The following is a 21674-nucleotide window of genomic DNA, read 5'->3' on the forward strand; positions in this document are numbered from 1 at the left end:
CGGCGGGTCGGCAGCAGCAGGTGGCGGGCGAGACCGCCGCGGCCGTCAGTACTTGCGCAGGTGCAGGGGTGCCTGCCCCCGCCAGTGCTCCCGCAGCAGGTTCACCACCATGCGGTGCAGGGCCGCGATGGCTTCCGTGGAGTGGGCGAGGGAGCGCACGCACACGCAGCGCACCCCGTACGGCTCCCCCACCCCGGCGCGGGTGATGCCGGACCGGGTGCCGGAGGCGTCCACGGCGGCGGTGAGCAGCTCGTAGACCTCGTCGGTGAGTCGGGCGTCCGCGACCAGCAGCTGCCCGGTGTGGCTGTGGCCCTCCATGAACCCCGTGCCGGTGATGTCCCCGTGCGCATCCGGCTGGATCCGCAGCTGGTCCACCACGAGCCGCCGGGCGGGGGCCTGCGGGCTGGTGGACGGCGGGAGCACGCGGACCTCGGTGCGCATTCGCAGCTCGTCGTACGCGAAGGACTCCCCGGACGGGGACCACCCGGGTGTCACGACCTCGGCGAGCAGCAGGGACGCCGTGGGGTCCATGTCCACGCGCGTGCGCTGCAGGTAGGACCCGCCCCGGTAGACGATCAGCTGGTCCGGCACGTACTCCAGGCAGCTGCCCGGCCCCAGCCGCACGCGCATCTCCTGGGACGCCGGACCCTGCGGCGTGCGGTACACCTTGGTGGCCGACTGCGTGGTCAGGGCCAGGGAGGCATCCTGCTCCACGGCCACGTCCAACAGGTACGCGTCCGCTCCGAAGTACGCGCCCCCGGGGTTGATCGCCGTGTAGGTGACCTGCCCGGAGCGGTCCAGGTAGTGCGGCCGCAGCACCCGCAGCGCGCCCTCGTGGAACTGCCGGGCGGCGTACGAGCGCCCGTCCCGCGCGGCCACGGTCAGGCGCAGCTGTCCGGCCCAGTTGTCAGCGCCGGTTCCGCCGGGCGTTCCGAGAGCGGACGACGGTGCCGCGCCCGTCCGCGCGTCCGGCACCCGGGGTGCCGGCGGCGTCGTGGTTCCCCCTGCGCCCGGCGTCTCAGGCAAGGTCGAGCATGAGGACGTCGTTGCGGATCCAGTCCTGGACCTGGTCCAGGCCCTCGTCCGTCTTGAGGTTGGTGAACGCGAAGGGCTTGTCCTTCCGGAACACCTTGGAGTCCGCGGCCATGACGTCCAGGTCCGCGCCCACGTGCGGGGCCAGGTCCGTCTTGTTGATGATGAACAGGTCCGACTTGATCATCCCCTGGCCGGCCTTGCGGGGGATCTTCTCGCCCTGGGCCACGTCGATCACGTAGATGGAGAAGTCCACGAGCTCGGGGCTGAACGTGGCGGAGAGGTTGTCCCCGCCGGACTCCACGAAGATCACCTGCAGGTCCGGGAAGCGCTTCTTCAGCTGCTCGATCGCGGCCTCGTTCATGGAGGTGTCCTCGCGGATGGCGGTGTGCGGGCAGCCGCCGGTCTCCAGGCCGATGATCCGCTCCTCCGGCAGCACCGAGTTGCGCGCCAAGATCTTGGCGTCCTCGATCGTGTAGATGTCGTTGGTGATCGCGGCCATGGAGATCTCCTGGCTCATGGCCCGCGTGATGCGCTCCACGAGCTGCGTCTTGCCCGCTCCCACGGGGCCTCCCACACCGATGATGACGGGATCCATGCTGTCCTCCTGAGTTCTCGTTCTCTGCTGTTCGTCTCTGGGCGCCGCGGAATGCCTCCGGGCGCTGCCGGGTCTCCGCGCGGCGTCGTCAGGATGGCGCACGGTCACCCCGCGCCCGCTCAGCTCATGAAGAGCCGGGCCCGCTGGCGTTCGTGGTTCATCTGCGCGATCTCCAGGCCGGGGGCCACGGCTCCCAGCACCTCCTCCGCGAGTCCTGCCGTCACCAGGTCCCGGGAGGTGGCGACGGCGCGCCCCACCCAGTCCTGCGCGGCACGGATCACGGCCTGACCGGTGTTCTGGCCCAGCGGGATGCCGCGCACCGCGTTCTGCGTCAGGGAGATCACGGTGGCGTACACGTGCGAGGCCACGGCCGTGTCCTCGGGGACGTCCAAACCTCGGGCCAGCACACCCCACACGGTGGCCTGGTGGCCGTGCATCCGCTCCTCGGCCACACCCTGCTGGTAGCGGCGCACCCAGTCGCCGGGATAGCTGCGGGCGCCGATGCTCAGAAGCCGCCTGCCCATGGTCATCCCGCCCTCGCGGATCTGCCGGGGCAGGGCCTGCGCGGTGACGAGGTCGTCCAGGTCCTCGACCCGCTCGAAGTCCTGCGCCGCGTACACCAGGCGGATGGCCAGGGCATCGGTGAACGTGAGCTGCTGGTCCACGAACATCTCCAGCCACGCGGAGAAGCTCGCCTCGTCCTCCAGCTGCTCGGCCGCCATGTAGGTCTCGAAGCCCAGGGAGTGGCTGAACGCCCCGGTGGGCAGGGCGGAGTCCGTGAGCTGCATGAGCCCCAGGATCCCGGTCAGAGAGGGTTCCACCACCGGATCAGTGCGTGTGCTCGGCGTGACGGAACGGCACGGGCATGACCCGTTCCTGGCGGGAGTAGGGCACCTCGTGGTGGTCCAGGAAGTCCTGCACGGTGTGGTCGTACTGCACCACCATCACCTGCGCCCCGTACTCGCTGTCCTCGTCGAAGAACTGCGCCTGCAGGTGCCGGTTGCCCAGGCTGTGCGCCACGAACGCCATCTCCACGATGGAGCGGGCCCCGATCACCAGAACGTCCGTGGGCAGCACCTGCACCACCACGGCGTTGCCGTCCTGCGGTCCACCCTCCACCGACAGCACGTCCCCGTCCCTCAGGTCCGGGGCACGGGCCGGCAACCGCAGGCCCAACTCGTGGCCGTGGTCGGTGGTGAGGCGCTGGATGCGCTTGACCAGCTCAGCGCTGGGCAGCACCACCTTCTCCACGTGCCGCCCGGCCACGAGCTCCGCTCCGGGAGCGTCATGGATGTTGCCCAGGATCTCGGTGACGATCATGGAACTCCTTCCGTCGGTCAGAGGGCTCAGAACAGGAAGTACCGCTGGGCGAGGGGCAGCTCCGTGCGGGGTTCGCACGTGACGGGCGTGCCGTCCACGCGCACCTCGTACGTCTCCGGGTCCACCCGCAGCTGCGGCGTCTCGCCGTTGAACTTCATGTCCGCCTTGGTGAGGGAGCGGATGTCCCGGCACTCGCGGACCACCTTCTCCAGCCCGAGCGAGCGGGGCACCCCGGCCTGGATGGAGGCCTGGGACATGAACGTGATGGACGAGCGGGCCGCGGCCTTCCCGTACGCCCCGAACGCCTTGCGGTACCAGCGGGGCTGCGGCGTGGGGATGGACGCGTTCGGATCACCCATGACCCCGTGGACCATCTGGCCGCCCTTGATGATCAGGTCCGGCTTCACCCCGAAGAACTTGGGCTCCCACAGCACGAGGTCCGCGAACTTGCCCTCCTCCACGGAGCCCACCGCGTGGGAGACGCCGTGCGCGATGGCGGGGTTGATCGTGTACTTGGAGATGTAGCGCTTGATGCGGTGGTTGTCCCCCACCGAGCCCTCGTCCTCGGGCAGCTGGCCACGCTGGCGCTTCATGGAGTCCGCCACCTGCCACGTGCGCAGCACCACCTCGCCCACGCGGCCCATGGCCTGGGAGTCGGAGGATGTCATGGAGAAGATGCCCATGTCCTGCAGCACGTCCTCCGCCGCGATGGTCTCCTTGCGGATGCGCGAGTCCGCGAACGCCACGTCCTCCGGGATGTCCGGGTTGAGGTGGTGGCACACCATGAGCATGTCCAGGTGCTCCTCGATGGTGTTGCGCGTGTACGGCAGCGTGGGGTTGGTGGACGCCGGGAGGATGTTCGGGTCCTGGGCCAGCTCGATGATGTCCGGGGCGTGGCCGCCACCCGCTCCCTCCGTGTGGAACGTGTGGATCACCCGCCCCGCGATCGCCGCGCGGGTGTCCTCCACGAACCCCGCCTCGTTCAGGGTGTCCGTGTGGATGGCCACCTGCACGTCGTACTCGTCCGCCACCTGCAGGGACGTGTTGATGGACGACGGCGTGGCACCCCAGTCCTCGTGGATCTTCAGCCCGATCGCACCCGCCCGGATCTGCTCCGCCATGGGGGAGATCGACGAGCCGTGGCCCTTGCCGAGGAGCCCGAAGTTCATGGGGAACTCCTCGAAGGAGCGCAGCATGTTGTGGATGTTCCACTCGCCCGGGGTGATGGTGGTGGCCTTGGAGGACTCGCTCGGCCCCGTGCCGCCGCCGATCATGGTGGTGATCCCGGAGACCAGGGCGGTCTCGATCTGGTCCGGGCTGATGAAGTGGATGTGGGAGTCGATCCCACCCGCCGTGAGGATCTTGCCCTCTCCGGCGATCACGTCCGTGGCCACGCCGATCACGATGTCCACCCCGTCCATCACATGGGGGTTCCCGGCCTTGCCGATCTTCTGGATGTGACCGTCCCGCACGGCGACGTCCGCCTTGTAGATGCCCGTCCAGTCGATGACCACCACGTTGGTGATCACCAGGTCCGGGACCCCCACGTCCCGCACCAGCTGCCCGTTCTGACCCATGCCGTCCCGGACCACCTTGCCACCGCCGAACACGGCCTCCTCGCCGGGCGTGGTGAGGTCCTTCTCCACACGCGCGAAGAGTTCCGTGTCCGCCAGGCGGATCGCGTCCCCGGTGGTGGGCCCGTACAGGCTCGCGTACTGGTCCCTGCTCATCTCAAAGCTCATGGTCGACCTTCTTGTTGTGCGTGTTCGGCGGGGTGGTCCACGTCATGCCGTCTCGTGGGCCGGGCGGGCTCAGCGGGTCTCGTTGGAGAAGCCTTCACGCTCCTGCAACGGCTTCGGGGCGTCGCCCGCGGCCGAGCGGTGGCGCGAGGGGGTGACGGAGGCGGCGTCGTCGTCCAGGGACGCCGGCTCGTGGGCGTCGAGGGGACCGTCCATGAGGTCACGGAAGCCGTAGACCATCCGGTCCCCGCCCAGCGGGATCAGGCGCACCGTGGTGGAGTCCCCCGGTTCCAGTCGCACCGCCGTGCCGGCGGGGATGTCCAGGCGGTGGCCCACGGCCCGGTCACGGTCGAACTGCAGGGCCCTGTTGGCCTCCGCGAAGTGGAAGTGGGAGCCCACCTGCACGGGGCGGTCCCCGCGATTGAGGACCTCCATGGTGATGGCCTCACGGCCCTCGTTGCAGACGACGGGGGTCTCCGCCAGAACGTACTCTCCGGGTGTCATGGCTGCTCCTCGGGTGGTGTCAGCGGATGGGGTCGTGGACGGTCACGAGCTTGGTGCCATCCGGGAACGTGGCTTCCACCTGGACGTCCGGAACCATCTCCGGGACGCCCTCCATGACGTCGTCACGGGTGAGGATGGTGCTCCCCCAGCTCATGAGGTCCGCCACGGTCCGCCCGTCCCGGGCGCCCTCGAGAAGCTCGTAGGTGATGACCGCGATGGCCTCCGGGTAGTTCAGCTTCAGTCCCCGCGCCTGGCGCCTTCGCGCCAGGTCCGCGGCGACCACCACCAGGAGCTTCTCCTGGTCCTTGGGCTGCAGGTGCATGCGTGGTCCCTCCCGGCTGGTTCACTCGTTCTGTCGCTGGGGCGGAGCGGCTGCCCCGCGGTACGCGAATGTCGTTAGGTTACCTCTGCATCCTGGGTGACCTGGGGTGATGCCCCGGATGGAGGGCGCCATCTCACAGCACCCTTCCAGCGGAGAGGGTTCCTCCCGCTCCACAGGAACCCTCGTCCGGTTCAATGCCGTGGAACTCGACGGGGCGACCTCGCCTGTCGTAGGTGAGCGCGGTGCTGATCCGCAGGCTGCAACCGGGTCCGAGTGGGATGAGGCGAGGCCGTCCGCTTCCCCCGCCGGTGCGCTCCCCCACCACTGTCACGTGCTCGAGGCCCTTCAACCCCACCAGGAAGTCCTCAGCGGCGCTGTAGGTGGACGCATCCACCATGACGGTCAAGATCCCTGGCCACCGCCCGCTCTCGGAGGGATCGGCCCAGCGGGGCCGCGGTTCCGACAGGCCACCACGGCCGTCCGTGAACGCCGCACTGCCCACCCAGGTCCTGGCACGCAGGAACCGGTCCCGCAGCCGCCCCGCCAGCATGATGTCTCCCCCCACGTTGCCGCGCAGGTCGAGCACCATGCGGTCGGAGGCAGTGGCGGCGGCCGCAGCTGCGTCAAAGACTGATTCGACGTCCGCAGAGGGGTCGAAAGCCCGCAGCACGATGTGAACCTCCCCTGACCGGGAGCGCTCCAGCCTGACGATGTCGTCCCGGGAGTGCCGGCCTGCTTCTTCGGTCCACGTCACCGAACGCGAAGAACGGGGATCTCTCGCGGTGAAGCGGCGCTGGGTTCCCTGGATTGCCATGGCACGACGAGCAGCCATTCTTCCGTGCTGCTGGGGCGACGCCCCAACCGCGGCCAACCACGCCGCGGGGTCCCCGACGTCCACGATCCATCCAGGTCGAACACCAGCGGCGAACGCCGCCGACTCTTCGGGAACGCGGATCATCACGGCCCCGCGTTCGAGGAGTTCAGCTGTGTAGGGAGGATGGAATTCTGCCGACCGGTGGTCGATGACCGCGGTGTGCGCATCCCCCAGCTGTGCAACCCACCGCGTGGCCCAGGGGATGAACTGGTCCCACGTGCGGGGCCGGTCCTGCAGCGCCCCCGCACAGATGTCGTCCCACCTCAGACCGCGCAGCGTGAAGTACGGGTAAGTGGTCGCGCACTCGGTGCGGATGAGCTCGATCGCCTCGTCGATGGTGGACGGAGGGGCCGCAGAGACCTGCGTCCCGGGTGAATGGGCGAGAGTCTGCAGCAGACTCAACGTGGCCATGACTCCCTGGCCATCGGCAGCCCGACTGACGAGAACGCCTCGCTCGGCGTTCCACTCCAGGGAAGGTGCCTCCCCCGGGTCTGCGCGCTCGACGACCCACCGGCAGCAGGTGCCGGCCGGCTCCGAGAACACCACGGGAACACCCAGAACAGCCTCGAACTCGTGGCGTTCCTGCGCCAGCAGCGACAGGACGTCCGGGCCCAGCCAGTCGACGGGGAAGTCGATGTGGAAGAGGCCGTCGGGCGCGATGCCGCTCAGAGTCATGTGACCATGATGCCGTCCCTCATCCGCGGTGCGTCTGCAGTGCCTCCGGGGCCGCGCCACCAGGCCGGATGACCGCCTGCGGGGCAGCCGCCGCACCCGTCCCCGCACGGGTGGGCGCAGCGGCGGCGTCGTCGTTCCCGCCCGGTCAGCCCCGCGCGCGACGCACGCGGCGGTCCGCCCGCAGCACGCGGGCCAGGACCAGGGCAACCACGGTGACCAGAATGCCGCCGCACAGCGATGTCCACTGCATCCCGGAGGAGAAGGCGGACGTGGCGGCGTCGACGATGGCGGAGCCGAGGGGCGAGCTCGCGGCGACGTCGAAGGCGCCGCCCAGGGTTTCCCGCGCGGCCTGGGCGGCGCCCGGGGCCACGCCGGCCGGCAGGTCCAGGTGTGCCTGGTAGAAGGCGGTGGTGAGTCCGCCCAGCACGGCGGTGCCCAGCACGGCGCCCACCTCGTACCCGGTCTCGGACGAGGCGGACGCCGCCCCGGCCTTCGCCTCCGGCACGGAGGAGACCACCAGGTCCGTGGAGAGCGTGGTGGCCAGGCCGGTGCCCGCGCTCATGATGGTGAAGCCCACGAGCACCGGCACGGCGGAGGCCCGCTGGTCCGTGAAGGCGACCACGAAGAACCCGGCCGCCACCAGCACCAGACCCAGGACCACCGCGGTGCGCACCCCCAGCAGCCGCGCGATCCGTTCCGCGCCGAGCCCCGCCAGGATGGACAGCAAGAGACCCGGGACCATGAGCAGCCCGGACGTCATGGGGTCCTTCCCGCTGACCAGCTGCAGGTGCTGGGTGAAGAAGAACAGGAAGCCGAACAGCGCCACGTTGGACGTGGTGTTCACCGCAAGCCCGCCCGAGAAGCGGGGGCTGCGGAAGAACCGCAGGTCCAGCATGGGGTAGTCCTTGGCCACCTGGCGGCGCGCGAAGAGCACACCGCAGAGCACACCCACGGCGATGAACACGAGGCTCTCCACGGGGGAGCCGCTCGTGGCCAGTGTCTTGATCCCGTAGACCACGGGGGCCATGGTCAGCACGGCCAGCACGATGGACGCCGGGTCCACGGGCCCGGGGTGCGGGTCCCTGGACTCGGGCAGCACCAGCGGCGCGGCGACCAGGAAGGCGAGCAGCACGGGGACGGCCAGCAGGAACACGGACCCCCACCAGAAGTGGTTCAGCAGGAACCCGCCCGCGATGGGTCCGAGGGCCGCTCCGGCGCTGAATCCGGCGGTCCAGATGGCGATGGCCAGGCTGCGCTGGGCGTCGTCGCGGAACACGGTGCGCAGCAGGGAGAGCGTGGTGGGCAGCAGCATGGAGCCGAACACGGCGATCCCCACGCGGGCGGCGAGCAGCCACTCGGCGGTGGGGGCGAACGCGGCGCCCAGGGAGATCAGGCCGAATCCGGAGGAGCCGATGAGCAGCATCCTCCGCCGCCCGATCCGGTCCCCCAGGGTGCCCATGGGGATCAGCAGTGCCGCGAGCACCAGCGGGTACACGTCCACGATCCACAGCAGCTGCGCCGCGGTGGGCTGCAGTCCCTGGGAGATGGCGGGCAGGGCGAAGCTCAGGGCGGTGTTGTTCACGGTGACCAGCAGCACCGGGAGCATGAGCGCCCCCAGCGCGGTCCACTCGCGGGCACCTGCCCTGGGCTGCTGCTGGCGCGCGACGGACACGGGGAACCTCCTGGGATGAGAGCTGCGGATGAGCGGTGACGCGAGCCGTACACCGTTGTACCGAGCCCCCGGGAGGGGCGCCTCGTCAGTCTTTACCGTCCAGACGGTACAGTTAACGGCGCCCGCTCCGCAATCATTCCCGTCACCGGTGAGGACCACCCGCCCCATGCCCCGCAAACCCGAAGCCCGCGACAAGCTCCTGACCGCCTTCGAGCACCTGGTTCTCACCGAGGGCGAGCGCGCCGCCACCCTGGATGCCGTGGCCGCCCAGGCGGGGGTCTCCAAGGGGGGCCTGCTCTACCACTTCCCCCACCGCCGGGCGCTGGTGGACGCCGTCCTGGCTCGCTGCGAGGAACTGGCCGGGGAGGACCTGGTGCGCCTGACGGCGTCGCCCCGGGGCGCGGCCCGCGAGTTCCTGGTGACGTCCCTCTGGGAGGACAGTCCCCTGGACCGCAGCCTGGGGGTGGCCTTCCGCCTGGTCCAGGCGCGCGAGCCCGGCGCGCGGGAGACCTGCGAGCGCGTCTCGAGCGCATGGTACCGGGCGGTGCTCGCGGACGTGGGGGACCCGGTGGTGGCCACCGCCGTCCAGGCCATGGGGGACGGCCTCTACCAGCAGGCGGCCATGGGCCTGCTCCCCGAGGAGGACGCCGAGAAGCGCGCCGTTCTCGACCACCTCCTGGAGGCGCTGGAGCGCCTCACGCGGGTGGCCCCCGCGCAGTAGTCGGCCTGCCGGCGGGCGACGACGCCGCGCGGTCCGCTCCGCGCCGCACCGCGCCGTCCGTCGGATTCCGGGGCGGCAAAAGGGGGGGCGTGGCCGCCCGTCCGCGGCCACGCCCCCGGTTCGGTCGGACCGGGTCAGTCCGCCCGGGCCATGCCTTCCACCGGGCTGAGCCGGGTGGCCCTTCGCACCGGCAGGGCGGAGGCGAGCACCGCCACGACCACGGCTCCGGCGAGGATCATCAGGAACCCCTGCCAGGGCACCACCGGGCGCAGGGTGACCGCTTCCGGCAGCACGGCCATCATGCCGAGCATCCCGAAGGCCCAGCCCACCACGAGACCCACCAGCGTGGCCACCAGGGCGATCACCAGGGTCTCCCTGCGGATCAGTGCGCCCAGCTGCCGTTTGGAGAGCCCGAGCGCGCGGAGCAGGGAGTTCTCCCGGGAGCGCTCCAGCACGGACAGCGAGGTGGTGGACGCGATGCCCAGGACGGAGACCACCACGGCTGCGGCGAGCAGTCCGAGGACCACGGAGAGCATGGTGTCCAGGATGCTCACGTACTCGGCCTTCTCCAGCAGCGCCCCGCCCAGCTGGCTGGGTTCCACGTGGAGCACGTCCGCCACCTGGCGCTGGAGATCGGAGGCGCGGGACGAGTCCAGGTACTGGGCGGCGTCGACCGCGGCGGTGGAACCGGCAGGCAGGTTCCCGTCCGTCTGCACACCCAGCACGCCGGGGATCTTCTCCAGCTGGGTGACCTGCTCCTGGCTCAGGTGCCCGGCCGCCGCGGGCACGGAGATGTCCACGGGGTCCCTCTGGTCCAGCTCGTCGAGCAGGTTCACGCGGGCCACCTGCTGGCCCGTGAGCACCGTGGCCACGAGCAGCACGCCGATCAGCAGGGCGGTGGCCGTGGTGCTCGTGCGCGCGGGGTAGCGGGCGGCGTTCGCGGCGGCCAGGCGGGAGGGAACCCCTCCGGGCAGGAGCCTGCCTGCGCCGCGCACCAGGGCGGGGATGTAGGCGCGGGAGGTGAGGACCACGCCCAGGAAGGACGCCAGTCCGCCCACGATGCCCAGCCCTGCGCTGTGCTTGACGGCGGCGTAGACCAGGACCCCCGCCCCGGCCAGCAGGACCAGGGCGCCGAGCACGGTGCGCACCACGGGCAGCCCGTCCGCCGCCCGCGAGCCGCGCAGCCCGTCCAGCGCGGAGGCGCCGCGCGCCCGGCGAGCCGGACCCAGGGAGGCCAGCACCGTGAGCAGGATCCCGCCCACCAGCCCCACGAGGACGTCCCGGGGAGCGAGCGTGAGAGTCAGCGAGCCCGTGGCGGACAGGCCACGGGCCAGCGCCACGAGACCGGCGACCGCGGCCACGCCCAGCACGGAGGACACCGCGCCCAGCACCAGGCCCTCGAGCAGCACCGCGCGGCGCAGCTGGGAGCCGGTGGCCCCCACGCAGCGCAGCAGCGCGAGCTCCCGGGCCCGCTGCGCGGTGAGCACCGACAGCGTGTTGGTGACCACGAGCAGCGCCACCAGCATGGAGAGCCCCGCGAACGCCCCGAGGACGAGGGCGATCACGTCCATGCCCTGGGACATCTGCTGGAGCGCGGCGTCCGAGATCTCCTCCGGGGTCCGCACCGTGACGGCCGGTTGACCGCCCGTGCCCGTTCCCAGGATCCGGTTGACCTCACCAGCCAGGTGCTGGCGCTGGTCCTGGTCCAGCGTGCCGTCCGTTCGCAGCAGGATTCCCGAGCTCATGCCCTGCCCGGCCACGTCTGCTCCCGGCATGCGGGCCAGCCCCTGGGAGGAGGCGTACCACTCGGGCAACCCCGCTCCGGAGTCGTCCGGTGCGACCAGCCCGCTCACGGTGTACTCCGCGGTGGACCCGCCCTCGGCCATGGCCTCCTGCAGCGTCACGGTGTCCCCGATGCCCACGTGCAGCTCCTCGGCGGTCGTCTCGGACACCGCCACCTGCCGGGCGGATTCCGGGAACGCCCCCCGGGTGAGCTCCCTGGGGAGCAGGGACGTGTCGGCGGGAAGATCGCCCATCCGCCAGGCGGTCGACCCCGAGGTGGGCGTGGCCACCAGCTTGAGACCGGGAGCCCACGCGCTCGCCACGCCGTCCAGCGCCTCGATCCGCTGCACCTGCTGAGCGCTGACGGGAGCCATGGGCTGCCCGGTGTCCGAGCTGGTCACGGCGGCGTCGGCGTTCCTGTACGGCGCGGCCAGATTGGTGGCCAGGCTCGCGGAGAGCGTGCTGGCCAGACCCAGTGCCGCGGTCATGAACGCGGCGCACACGGCCACGCACACCACCACCAGTGCGTAGCGGCTCCACTGGCGCGTCAGTCGGGAGCAGACCACCCGCAGCATCAGCGCACACCGCCCCGGGCGTCGTCGGAGACGATCTCCCCGTCCTTCACGCGCAGCACGCGGTCCGCGGCCTCGGCCACCGTGGGGTCGTGGGTGACCACCACGACGGTCTGGCCCAGTTCGTCCACGCAGCGGCGCAGCAGGGCCAGGACCTCGTCCGACGTCGCGGAGTCCAGCGCGCCCGTGGGCTCGTCCGCGATCACCACGTCCGGCTGGGAGAGCAGGGCCCGTGCGATCGCCACGCGCTGCTGCTGGCCGCCGGACATCTCGTCCGGGCGGTGGCCCAGGCGCTCCGTGATGCCCAGGGTGGCGGCGAGGTCCGTGAGGCGCCGGCCGTCCACCTTCCGGCCGGCCAGGGACAGCGGCAGCTCGATGTTCTGCCGGGCCGTGAGCGTGGGCACCAGGTTGAACGCCTGGAACACGAAGCCCACGTGGTCGCGGCGGAAGCGGGTCAGCTGGTCGTCGGAGAGCCCGGCGATGTCCTGACCACCCACGGTGATCCGCGTCTCGGGGTTGCGGTCCGGGGTGTCCAGGCCCGCGAGGCAGTGGACGAGCGTGGACTTGCCGGAGCCGGAGGGCCCCATGACGGCCACGAACGTGCCCGCGGGAATCTCCAAGCTCACGTCCCTGAGCGCCTGCACGGCGGTGCCGCCCGTGCCGTACGTGCGGGACACGTGGGCCGCGCTCACGGCAGGGCGGCGGGACGCCCGTTCGGTGGTCTCACCGGCCCAGGGCGCGGCGGCGGGTGGCTGGTGGAGGGGCTGCGGAGAAGTCATGCCCCCACTGTGGCCCCCAGGGGCTCTCCGCCGCATCGGACGGGGGTACCAGCTTTCCGCCTCTTCGACCCCACCCCGGGCTGACGGGCACCGCAGAACCGCCGGGAAATCCCCTCCGAGAACCCTGCGCACCCACCGGGTCTCATACCGGGGGATGAGGGTCTCAGCCGGGCAGCACCACGCCGGTCTCGTACGCGATCACCACGGCCTGCACCCGGTCACGGGCGCCCAGCTTCGCCAGGATGTGGGACACGTGGGTCTTCACGGTGGGCTCGGACAGGAACAGCCGCTGCATGATCTCCCCGTTGGAGCACCCGCCCCCGATCAGCTCGAACACCTCCCGCTCCCGCGCGGTCAGGCTGCTCAGCCGGGGGTCGCTCCACGGATCCCGCGCCGTCGCAGGGGAAGGCACCGGTGGCGAGGCGACGCCGCCAGGCCCCGCCACCAGGTGGGACAGCAGCCGCCGCGTGGTGGACGGCGCGATCACGGCGTCCCCGCGGGCCACCGTCCGGATCGCGTCCAGCAGCTCCTCCGGCCGGGCGTCCTTGAGCAGGAACCCGCTGGCACCGGCGCGGATGGCCTCCAGCGCGTACTCGTCCAGGTCGAACGTGGTCAGCACGATGATCCGGGCGTCCGGGCGCAGCCGCAGGACCTCCCTCGTGGCCCCGATCCCGTCCAGCCGCGGCATCCGCACGTCCATGAGGATCACGTCCGGGGCGTCCGGCGCCCCGGCGGTGGCCCGCAGGGAGTCGACGGCCGCGGCGCCGTCGCCCACGTCCGCCACCACGGTGAGGTCCGGCTGGGAGTCCACGAGCATGCGGAAGCCGCCGCGCACCAGGGGCTGGTCGTCCACGATCAGCACGCGGACGGGTGGGGCGGGTGCCGTCACGGCTGCTCCCCCGAGAGATCGGCGCTCACCAGGAAGACGTCCGCGCGCTCAGGGTGCGGCCCGGCGGTGAGCGTGCCGCCGTACAGGTCCACGCGTTCGCGCAGTCCCTGCAGGCCGTACCCCCCGCCGGGCGCCCGCGAGGTGGGCGTGGCGCCGTCGTTGCGGACCTCCACGTGGGACGAGCGCGCGGTGTGCGTCAGCTCCACGCGCACGGACCGGGCGCCCCCTGCGTGCTTGAGCACGTTGGTGAGGGCCTCCTGCACCACGCGGTACAGGGTGAGCTGCGCGCCCTGGGAGAGGTGCGGCTCGCCGGCCACCCGGAAGTCCACGGGCACACCTGCCCGGCGCACCGACGCCACGAGGTCCTCGACCTGCGCCAGCTGCGGGACCGGAGCGGTGCTCGTCTCCTCCTCGGTGCGCAGCACCCCCAGCAGCCTCCGCATCTCGGACAGGGAGCCGCGTGCCGTCTCCGCGATGGTCCCCAGCGTGTCGACGGCCACGCCGGGCTCCGACGCCGCCGCGTACCGCGCCCCGTCCGCCTGCGCAATCACCACGGACAGCGAGTGCGCCACCACGTCGTGCATCTCCCGCGCGATCCGCGCCCGCTCGTCCTGCGCGGCCAGGCGCACCTCCTGGTCCCGCTCGACCTCCAGCCGCCGCGCCCGCTCCTCGAGCTCCTCCCGACGGCGACGCCGCTCGCGCGCCAGGTCTCCCGTGAGGAAGCCCACCGTTGCGAAGGCCGCGGCCAGCACCGCGGAGGTGATGCCCACGATGGCCCACTGCCCCGGAGCCGGAGGACCGGACGGCTCCAGGAGCCAACGGCGGCTGGTGAGGCCGAGCACCACGCAGCCGACGAGCGCGGTGGTGTAGACCCCCCGGCGCGCGGGTCCGGAGGCACGGGAGGCCACGGTGTGCAGGACGCACGGCACGGCCCACAGGCACAGGTCGATGGCGGCCACGTTGAAGATGAGCAGGGCGGCGAGAGCCAGCCCTCCCACCGCGTAGGCGGTGGCAACGGGTGCGGCCTTGCGGAAGTACAGCGGCACGGCGCACACCGCGGTGCACCACGGTGTCACACCGTCCCCGTTCACGGCTCCGAAGAGGATGAACGTCAGGGCGATCCCCAGGCTCATGAGAACCGCGTTGCTCCGGTGGGGGTGCCGTTCGGCCCAGCGGGCCAGTCGAATGTGCGCAGCCATGTTCCGCCCAGGGTATCCAGGACCCGGCCGGAGGGGCATCATGCCGTGGGACGATCTCAGCGCGCGGAGGGCGCGGGTGCCGCGGCGGCGTCGACCGCGGCGCGTCCCCGCTTACGAACCGTAACGCACGCCACAGCATCTTGCAGTTACTGCAAAATTGCAGTTACTGTCATCACCGTGCCCTCACTGAACTGTCCTCCGCTGCCCTCCGACGGGCGGAGCAAGCTGCGCGCCACCACCCGGCAGCGGATCCTGGACGCCGCGGAGGAGCTGGTCCTCGAGGAAGGCCCTGCCGGTCTGCGCACCAAGGACCTGGTGGCCCGCTCGGGCGTCTCGGAGCGGACCATCTTCAACCACTTCGAGAGCATCGAGGCCACGGCCCTGGCACGCATCGAGGACTACCTGATCCCCCTGTTCTGCGACCTGGAGATCCCCGCCGACGCCCCCGTGGGGCAGCTGCCCGCGATCGTCCGCCAGCAGCTGCTGGCGAACCTCTCGGACGCCGCGGGCCAGGAGCAGCTGGCGGGCTTCATCCGGCTGGCGGCCGCGCTGGCCTCCTCCTCCGGGGAGGTGCTCACCCGGCACGTGCTGATCACCCTCACGGGCATGGGCCGCGCCGCGGCGGACCGCGCGGAGGCCCAGCACCCGGAGCTGAGCATGGACGACCGACTGGCCCTGCGGCTCTTCACCAACAACCTGGCGATCGCCACGGCCTTCGGGCTGGCCCGGGGCGCGCTCACCCTGCTCCCCGGGGACGAGGCGGAGGAACCCGGGGGCGTGGAGGAGATGCTCTCCCACCTCCCGGACGTGGCCACCTTCGTCCCCCACATCACGTGGGCCTACGACCAGGTCAGCGCGGGAGCACCGCAGCTGTGACCCGCGCGCCGTGGCACGGCGCGCACCCCAGATCTTCCCACCGACCGTTCCGCACCACCGACGACGAACAGTAAGAGAGCAATGGCTAAATTCCTCCACACCCTGGGCGGTTTCGCCGCCCGAAAGTCCTGGGTGGTCATCGGTGCCTGGCTCGTGATCCTGCTGGCCCTGGGCGGCGCGTTCGCCGCGTTCAAGGGCGAGCTGAGCAACAACATCACGATCCCGGGCACCAAGGCCGCCCAGGTCCAGGACGACCTCAGCGGCAAGTTCGACGTGAACTCGGACGCCGGCCAGGGGCAGGCGATCGTCTCCACCGAGGACGGCGGCAAGATCACGGACCAGCAGAAGCAGGCCGTGGCGGACACCCTGAAGAAGGTGGACGACGTCCAGGACGTGGACTCCACCATGGACCCGTTCGCCCAGCAGAAGCAGGTGGACGAGGGCAGGCAGAAGCTGGAGGACGCCAAGCAGCAGCTCACGAGCGGCACCCAGCAGCTCGACGCCGCCCAGAAGCAGCTCGACGGCGCCCGCTCCCAGATCCCCGCGAACGCCCCGGCATCGGCCACCAGGCAGCTCGACGAGCAGCAGGCCACGCTGGACCAGAAGCGCTCCGAGCTGGAGTCCGGCTCGAAGGACCTGGACCGCAACGAGCGCAAGCTGGACCTGACGAGCGACTACAGGACCATCTCCGAGGACGGCACCACCGCCCTCACCAGCGTCACGTTCACCAAGGAGATCAACGAGATCTCCCCGGACACCCTCGCCGAGATCCGCTCCATCTTCCAGGACGCGGACCTGCACGGGCTGAACGTGGAGTTCGACCAGAACCTCGAGGGCATGCACGAGATGGGCGTGACCTCCGAGATCATCGGCATGGTGATCGCGCTGATCGTGCTGCTGATCATGCTGGGCACGTTCGTGGCCGCGGGTCTGCCCATCCTCATGGCCGTGGTGGGCGTGGGCGGGGCGTACCTGGGCGCGTTCGCACTCTCCAACGTGGTGGACATGAACTCCTCCACCCCCGCACTGGGCTCCATGCTGGGCCTGGCCGTGGGCATCGACTACTCCCTGTTCATCATCAACCGCCACCGCAACAACCTCTCGCGCGGCATGGGGATGAAGGAGTCCATCGCGCTGGCCACGGGCACCAGCGGCAACGCGGTGCTCTTCGCGGGCACCACCGTAATCATCGCCCTGCTCGCGCTGAACGTGGTGGGCATCCCGTTCCTGTCCGTGATGGGCAACGTGGCCGCGTTCGCCGTGCTCATGGCCGTGGCCGTGGCCGTGTCCCTCACCCCGGCCATGCTGGGCATCATCGGACACCGCATCGTCCCACGACGCCGCTGGGAGGCCATCCAGCGCCGCACCCGGCTGCGCGAGCAGGCCGACCACACCGGCGCCGCCGGTCACACCGCGGACCGGGCGCACGCCCTGCACGAGGAGCAGGAGACCACCCCTCGCGGCTGGCTCAGGGTGGTGCTGAAGTCCCCCGTGGTGACCATCCTCGCGACCGTCGCCGTGCTCGGGATCATCGCCATCCCCATGGGCCAGCTGCGCCTGGGCCTGCCGGACGGCGGCAGCCAGAGCAAGGACTCGGGCGCGTACAAGACCTACCAGATCGTGCAGGACAAGTTCGGGGCCGGCCGCAACGGGCCCGTGATCGCCGCCGCGTACCTGCCGGACGGGACCACCAAGGACCAGGCCCAGGACCTGGAGGTGGACCTGGGCGAGCAGCTGCGGGACCAGCAGAACGTTGCCGCCGTGGTGCCCGCGGGCATCGCCAAGGACAACTCCATGCTGCTGTACCAGGTGATCCCGGAGGAGGGCCCCAGCGCGGAGTCCACCACCAGCCTGGTGAACGACCTGCGCGCCCTGAAGCTGGACACCCCCCGGGGTGAGGCCACGTTCGGCGTGACCGGTCAGACCGCCATGAACATCGACATCTCCGAGAACCTGCTGAAGGTGCTGCCCGTGTACCTGGGCATCGTGGTGGGGCTGTCACTGATCGTGCTGATCCTGGTGTTCCGCTCCATCTGGGTGCCCCTCACCGCCACGGTGGGCTTCCTGTTCTCGCTGCTCGCGGCGTTCGGTGCCACCGTCGCCGTGTTCCAGTGGGGCTGGGCGGGCTCGCTGTTCAACGTGACGCAGCCCGGGCCCATCCTGAGCTTCCTGCCCATCCTGGCCGTGGGCATCCTCTTCGGCCTGGCCATGGACTACCAGATGTTCCTGGTCTCGGCCATGCGCGAGGCGTTCAGCCACGGGCGGGACGGGAAGACCTCCGTGGTGGTGGGCTACAGCCACAGCGCCCGGGTGGTCGTGGCGGCCGCGCTCATCATGACCGGCGTGTTCATGGGCTTCGTGTTCAGCGGGGATCCCATGATCGCGTCCATCGGGTTCGTGCTCTCCGCAGGCGTGCTGTTCGACGCCTTCGTGGTGCGCATGACGCTCATCCCCGCGGTCATGCACCTGCTGGGCGACAGGGCCTGGTGGTTCCCGCGGTGGCTGGACCGCATCGTCCCGGACGTGGACGTGGAGGGCGCCTCTCTGGAGCGCTCCACCCACGGCCGCCACGGCGGGGCCGGCTCGGCGGCCTGACCCGCCCCCACACAGAGAGCCGTGGGGGGGGCACCGCCACCCGGCGGGGGGCGGGCCCCCGCCGGGTGTGGTGCGCGCGGCGCGGGGCCCCGCCCCCCGCCGGGGGGGGGGGCCCGCCCCACGGCCGTGTGTGCTGCGCGCGGTGGGCTCCGGGCCCAGCACGCGCACGGTCAGGTGCGGGTCAGCGGAACCACTGGGTGGGCGGTCCGACGGTGAGCAGCACCGAGAACAGCGCCGCCACGAACGCCACCAGGACCACACCGGAGAGCAGGGGCCAGCGCAGGATCACGGCCAGCAGCCTCTCGGCCGGGGTGCGTGCCGTCTGCCGCCCGGTCGTTCCACCCGCAGTCGGGGCCGAGGCCGGGGCGCCCGCCGGAGCCACGCGCCACGCATCCGCGAGCAGACCCCTGCGTTCCACGCCCCGCTCGAACGGGACCGTGGCGAACGGGACGACGGACAGCACGAGCCCCAGCACGCCGGTCCGGGCGGGCCAGCGGCGGTCGGTCCAGACCACCACGGTGGACACGCAGTAGCCCAGGAACACGAAACCGTGGGCCCCGCCCGCCATACGGACGGGCACGTCTCCCAGGCCCAGGAGGTGCTTGCCCACCATGCCCAGCACGAGCAGTCCCCAGGTGACGGCCTCGGCACCGGCCGCCACCCGGTACAGGATGCGCGGGCTCACGCGGCGGGTTCCTGGTCCGCCTTGCTGGTGGCGTCCCGGACCTCGCCCACGAGCTCCTCGAGGACGTCCTCGAGCGCCACGATGTAGACGGACTCGTCCGTGGTGCGCGAGTCACGGGCCACCTCGCCGAGCAGCGCGAAGTGGGCACCCTTGGCCTGCATGGTGCGGGTGACCTTGCGCAGCTTGTCCTGCGGGGACACCCGCGCGAAGCGACGGATGATCGCGGCGGGGATCGGCCGGTTGCGGGCGAGCTCGGGCAGGCCCAGCACGTCCTTGGCGTGGATGTAGCCCATGAGCCGCTCGTCCCGGTCCTGCACGGGGAACCGCGAGTAGCCGGTCTCCGCGCAGATCTTCTCCACGTCCGCCACCGTCACGGTGGAGACCACCGTGCGCATGCTGGTCAGGGGGATCGCCAGGTTCTCCGCGGTCTTGTTCTCGAAGTTCAGGGCACCCGTGAGCAGCTTGATCTCGTCGTTGTCCAGCAGCCCCTCCCGCCCGGACTCCGCCACGAAACCGCGGACGTCGTCCGAGGTGAACGCGGAGGCAACCTCGTCCTTGGGCTCCACCTTGAAGAACCAGCGCACCAGGTGGTTGGCGCACTCGTTCATGATCCAGATGAACGGGCGGAACACCACGGTGAAGCCGTGCAGCGCCGGGCCCAGGACCTGGGCGGCGCGGCTGGGCACCGCGATCGCGATGTTCTTGGGGACCATCTCGCCCAGGATCATGTGCAGCAGGGTCACGATCAGCAGTGCGATCACCAGGGAGATGGGATGCAGCAGCGACTCGGGAACGCCCAGGTGCTCCATGGGCACCTCGATGAGGTGGGCGATCGCGGGCTCACCCACGGCGCCGATCAGCAGGGAGCACGCGGTGATGCCCAGCTGGGTGGCGGCGAGGGACGTGGAGACGTTCTCGATGCCCTTGAGGGCGTACTTGGCGGACTGGGAGCCGTCCGCGGCCTGCGGCTCCAGCTGGTCGCGGCGGGCCGAGACCACGGCGAACTCGCTGGCCACGAAGAACGCGTTGCCCACCAGCAGGAGCAGAAGAATGATGATGGCCACGCTGCTGTTCATCGCTGCCCCTCCTCGCGGGGATCTACCTCGGAGACGTCCTCGTCACGGTGGAAGCCCGGGGCTCCCGTGCTGCGCGGGTGGGACGCGAGCCACTCCTCCGCGGTCTCCGGCTTCTCGTCCCCGCCACCCAGGGGGTCGGGGCGTCCGGGCGGCTGCCAGGACGTGGAGGTCGTGGAGCCGCCGCGGGCGTCCGGGTCCCCGCCCTCGCGGTGGACCACGATCCGGTCCACGCGGTGCTGGTCCATCCGCACCACGTCCAGGCGCACCTGGGCCTTGGTGGGGAGGTCGTCGTCGTCGCGGTGGTAGTGGTCCACCACCTCCACGGTGAGGGTGTCCCCCACCCGGGGCAGCCGGTCCAGCTCCTCGGCGATCAGACCGCCCAGGGTGTCGGACTCCTCCCCCTCGGGCATGTCCACGCGCAGGACGTCTCCCAGCTCGTCCGGACGGAGCAGACCGGAGACCATCAGGCCGCCGTCCCGCATGCGCCGGAAGCGCTGCACGCGGGTGTCCTGCTCGTCGTCGATCTCTCCCACGATCTCCTCGATGAGGTCCTCCAGGGTGACGATGCCGGCGGTTCCGCCGTACTCGTCCACCACCACGGCCAGCTGCAGGCCTTTGACGCGCAGCTGGCGCATGAGCGGGTCCAGGGTCATGGACTCGGAGACCACGTCCGCGGGGACGCACACGTCCGCCACGCGGCGCACCGCGCGCTCCTCGTAGGGCACGGCGAGGGCGTGCGTGTAGTGCACCACCCCCACGATGTCGTCCACGGTCTCGCCCGTGACCGGGAAGCGCGAGTGACCGGTCTCGGACGCCGTGAGCAGCATGTGCTCCACGGAGTCCTCGGCGTCCATGAACGTGACACGCGGGCGGGGGCGCATGACGTCCGCGGCGGTGCGGTCCCCGAACTCGATGGAGCGGGCCACCAGCTCGGCGGTGCCGGGGTCCAGGGTGCCCTCCCGGCCGGAACGGCTGACCACCGAGGCGAGCTCCTCCGCGGTGCGGGCGTTCGCCACCTCCTCGGTGGGGGTGAAGCCGAGCATGCGCAGCACGGCGTTCGCGGCACCGTTGACCAGGGCCACGAGCCAGCCGAAGACGGCCATGAAGATCTTCTGGGGCAGCACCACCACGCGGGTCACCCGCATGGGGTCCGCGATGGCCCAGTTCTTGGGGACCAGCTCGCTGAACACCATCTGGGTGAAGGTGGCGACGATGAAGGCCGCCGCGGTGGACACCCCCGTGACGAGCCCGTTCGACAGTCCGGTGACGCCCAGGCCGGCGCGCAGCAGCTCACCGACGCCGGGACCGGTGGTGTAGCCGGCCAGCAGACTGGTGACGGTGATGCCCAGCTGGGCGCCGGAGAGGTTGGTGGAGGTCTTCCTGAGGCTCTGCTCGATGGTCTTGGCGCGGGGGTCCCCGGCGGCCTCCGCGCGCTGGACGGCCTGGCGGTCCACCGTGAGGAAGGCGAACTCGACTGCCACGAACAGTGCGTTGGCGAGAACCAGGAAGACGAAGGCCAGGACCACGAGCCAGGCGGTCAGCACCAGCTCACCTCGTCGGGTCGGCCGGTTCCGCGGAGGCGGGGGAGGGCAGTGGTGCGGACGTCAGGGGTGCAGCGGCGCTGCCCGGGACTGTCCGACTCCTTGTCGTCGGCCGAGGCGAGCGCACCGAGGTACGCCGGGGGCCGGTTGTGTTGAGATGTCACGGGACAAGACTACCGAATCCGCGTCCGCCCGCCCCGTGATGCACGGGGCGGGCGGACGT

20 protein-coding genes are annotated in these 21674 nt (G+C 71.2%); 3 read left to right on the forward strand and 17 right to left on the reverse strand.

Translation table 11 applies throughout. The features are described from left to right. Positions 1 to 45: 45 nt before the first annotated feature. The 9 genes from Q4A22_RS05400 to Q4A22_RS05440 all read right to left on the reverse strand — a co-directional run bounded on the left by Q4A22_RS05400 (position 46) and on the right by Q4A22_RS05440 (position 8736). Complete coding sequence (locus Q4A22_RS05400; RefSeq protein ID WP_303177890.1) at positions 46 to 891, reverse strand: urease accessory protein UreD; 846 nt, start codon at positions 889 to 891, stop codon at positions 46 to 48. A gap of 127 nt (positions 892 to 1018) precedes the next feature. Then, on the reverse strand, positions 1019 to 1630 hold the full coding sequence (gene ureG, locus Q4A22_RS05405) for an urease accessory protein UreG (protein ID WP_303177713.1): 612 nt from the start codon (positions 1628 to 1630) through the stop codon (positions 1019 to 1021). Positions 1631 to 1749: 119 nt separating this feature from the next. After that, on the reverse strand, positions 1750 to 2454 hold the full coding sequence (locus Q4A22_RS05410; RefSeq protein ID WP_303177714.1) for an urease accessory protein UreF: 705 nt from the start codon (positions 2452 to 2454) through the stop codon (positions 1750 to 1752). A gap of 4 nt (positions 2455 to 2458) precedes the next feature. Next, positions 2459 to 2950, reverse strand: coding sequence for an urease accessory protein UreE (ureE, locus tag Q4A22_RS05415; RefSeq protein WP_303177715.1), 492 nt, complete (start codon positions 2948 to 2950; stop codon positions 2459 to 2461). Positions 2951 to 2976: 26 nt separating this feature from the next. Next, a complete protein-coding gene (ureC, locus tag Q4A22_RS05420) occupies positions 2977 to 4692 on the reverse strand; it encodes an urease subunit alpha (protein WP_303177716.1) in 1716 nt (571 codons plus the stop codon). Between the two features lie 69 nt (positions 4693 to 4761). Beyond that, on the reverse strand, positions 4762 to 5193 hold the full coding sequence (locus tag Q4A22_RS05425; RefSeq protein ID WP_303177717.1) for an urease subunit beta: 432 nt from the start codon (positions 5191 to 5193) through the stop codon (positions 4762 to 4764). 19 nt (positions 5194 to 5212) lie between these two features. Next, entirely contained in the window at positions 5213 to 5515 is a 303-nt protein-coding gene (locus tag Q4A22_RS05430) for an urease subunit gamma (protein ID WP_303177718.1), read from the reverse strand. Positions 5516 to 5648: 133 nt separating this feature from the next. Continuing rightward, entirely contained in the window at positions 5649 to 7064 is a 1416-nt protein-coding gene (locus tag Q4A22_RS05435; protein ID WP_303177719.1) for a S41 family peptidase, read from the reverse strand. A gap of 145 nt (positions 7065 to 7209) precedes the next feature. Continuing rightward, positions 7210 to 8736 (reverse strand): MFS transporter, encoded by a 1527-nt coding sequence (locus Q4A22_RS05440; RefSeq protein WP_303177720.1) that lies wholly within the window; start codon positions 8734 to 8736, stop codon positions 7210 to 7212. A 166-nt stretch (positions 8737 to 8902) separates the two neighbouring features. On the opposite strand from Q4A22_RS05440, the gene Q4A22_RS05445 reads away from it, so the two are divergent. Beyond that, on the forward strand, positions 8903 to 9457 hold the full coding sequence (locus Q4A22_RS05445) for a TetR/AcrR family transcriptional regulator (protein ID WP_303177721.1): 555 nt from the start codon (positions 8903 to 8905) through the stop codon (positions 9455 to 9457). A gap of 134 nt (positions 9458 to 9591) precedes the next feature. Here Q4A22_RS05445 and Q4A22_RS05450 read toward each other — a convergent pair whose 3' ends face one another. From Q4A22_RS05450 to Q4A22_RS05465, 4 genes are all read right to left on the reverse strand, one after another. Continuing rightward, positions 9592 to 11814 (reverse strand): FtsX-like permease family protein, encoded by a 2223-nt coding sequence (locus tag Q4A22_RS05450; RefSeq protein WP_303177722.1) that lies wholly within the window; start codon positions 11812 to 11814, stop codon positions 9592 to 9594. Beyond that, positions 11814 to 12590 (reverse strand): ABC transporter ATP-binding protein, encoded by a 777-nt coding sequence (locus tag Q4A22_RS05455; protein ID WP_303177723.1) that lies wholly within the window; start codon positions 12588 to 12590, stop codon positions 11814 to 11816. Before Q4A22_RS05455 ends, Q4A22_RS05450 begins: the two co-directional genes overlap by 1 nt. A gap of 163 nt (positions 12591 to 12753) precedes the next feature. Then, positions 12754 to 13479, reverse strand: coding sequence for a response regulator transcription factor (locus Q4A22_RS05460; protein WP_303177724.1), 726 nt, complete (start codon positions 13477 to 13479; stop codon positions 12754 to 12756). Further along, a complete protein-coding gene (locus Q4A22_RS05465) occupies positions 13476 to 14678 on the reverse strand; it encodes a sensor histidine kinase (RefSeq protein WP_303177725.1) in 1203 nt (400 codons plus the stop codon). The genes Q4A22_RS05460 and Q4A22_RS05465 overlap by 4 nt, the downstream gene beginning before the upstream one ends. Positions 14679 to 14855: 177 nt before the next feature. Between Q4A22_RS05465 and Q4A22_RS05470 the strand changes: the two genes are divergently transcribed. Together Q4A22_RS05470 and Q4A22_RS05475 are read left to right on the forward strand one after the other, a co-directional pair. Next, the gene (locus Q4A22_RS05470; RefSeq protein WP_303177726.1) at positions 14856 to 15554 is read left to right on the forward strand and encodes a TetR/AcrR family transcriptional regulator; all 699 of its coding nucleotides are present in this window, start codon (positions 14856 to 14858) and stop codon (positions 15552 to 15554) included. Positions 15555 to 15635: 81 nt separating this feature from the next. Next, a complete protein-coding gene (locus Q4A22_RS05475) occupies positions 15636 to 18149 on the forward strand; it encodes an MMPL family transporter (protein ID WP_303177727.1) in 2514 nt (837 codons plus the stop codon). 181 nt (positions 18150 to 18330) lie between these two features. On the opposite strand, the gene Q4A22_RS05480 is transcribed toward Q4A22_RS05475, so the two are convergent. The 4 genes from Q4A22_RS05480 to Q4A22_RS05495 are packed head-to-tail and all read right to left on the reverse strand — an operon-like array spanning position 18331 to position 21615. Beyond that, positions 18331 to 18834 (reverse strand): DUF3817 domain-containing protein, encoded by a 504-nt coding sequence (locus tag Q4A22_RS05480; RefSeq protein WP_303177728.1) that lies wholly within the window; start codon positions 18832 to 18834, stop codon positions 18331 to 18333. Beyond that, on the reverse strand, positions 18831 to 19910 hold the full coding sequence (locus Q4A22_RS05485) for a hemolysin family protein (RefSeq protein ID WP_303177729.1): 1080 nt from the start codon (positions 19908 to 19910) through the stop codon (positions 18831 to 18833). The genes Q4A22_RS05480 and Q4A22_RS05485 overlap by 4 nt, the downstream gene beginning before the upstream one ends. Continuing rightward, positions 19907 to 21454 (reverse strand): hemolysin family protein, encoded by a 1548-nt coding sequence (locus tag Q4A22_RS05490; RefSeq protein WP_303177730.1) that lies wholly within the window; start codon positions 21452 to 21454, stop codon positions 19907 to 19909. Before Q4A22_RS05490 ends, Q4A22_RS05485 begins: the two co-directional genes overlap by 4 nt. Next, a complete protein-coding gene (locus tag Q4A22_RS05495) occupies positions 21448 to 21615 on the reverse strand; it encodes a hypothetical protein (protein WP_303177731.1) in 168 nt (55 codons plus the stop codon). The genes Q4A22_RS05490 and Q4A22_RS05495 overlap by 7 nt, the downstream gene beginning before the upstream one ends. Between the last annotated feature and the right edge of the window lie 59 nt (positions 21616 to 21674).

It is taken from the genome of Kocuria sp. (genome assembly GCF_030530945.1).
Lineage (GTDB): Bacteria > Actinomycetota > Actinomycetes > Actinomycetales > Micrococcaceae > Kocuria.

Coding starts and splice junctions, on each gene's coding strand:
- ureG (WP_303177713.1), bottom strand. CDS start 1,630: ATGGATCCCGTCATCATCGGTGTGGGAGGCCCCGTGGGAGCGGGCAAG.
- ureE (WP_303177715.1), bottom strand. CDS start 2,950: ATGATCGTCACCGAGATCCTGGGCAACATCCATGACGCTCCCGGAGCG.
- ureC (WP_303177716.1), bottom strand. CDS start 4,692: ATGAGCTTTGAGATGAGCAGGGACCAGTACGCGAGCCTGTACGGGCCC.
- Q4A22_RS05425 (WP_303177717.1), bottom strand. CDS start 5,193: ATGACACCCGGAGAGTACGTTCTGGCGGAGACCCCCGTCGTCTGCAAC.
- Q4A22_RS05430 (WP_303177718.1), bottom strand. CDS start 5,515: ATGCACCTGCAGCCCAAGGACCAGGAGAAGCTCCTGGTGGTGGTCGCC.
- Q4A22_RS05435 (WP_303177719.1), bottom strand. CDS start 7,064: ATGACTCTGAGCGGCATCGCGCCCGACGGCCTCTTCCACATCGACTTC.
- Q4A22_RS05445 (WP_303177721.1), top strand. CDS start 8,903: ATGCCCCGCAAACCCGAAGCCCGCGACAAGCTCCTGACCGCCTTCGAG.
- Q4A22_RS05450 (WP_303177722.1), bottom strand. CDS start 11,814: ATGCTGCGGGTGGTCTGCTCCCGACTGACGCGCCAGTGGAGCCGCTAC.
- Q4A22_RS05455 (WP_303177723.1), bottom strand. CDS start 12,590: ATGACTTCTCCGCAGCCCCTCCACCAGCCACCCGCCGCCGCGCCCTGG.
- Q4A22_RS05465 (WP_303177725.1), bottom strand. CDS start 14,678: ATGGCTGCGCACATTCGACTGGCCCGCTGGGCCGAACGGCACCCCCAC.
- Q4A22_RS05475 (WP_303177727.1), top strand. CDS start 15,636: ATGGCTAAATTCCTCCACACCCTGGGCGGTTTCGCCGCCCGAAAGTCC.
- Q4A22_RS05485 (WP_303177729.1), bottom strand. CDS start 19,910: ATGAACAGCAGCGTGGCCATCATCATTCTTCTGCTCCTGCTGGTGGGC.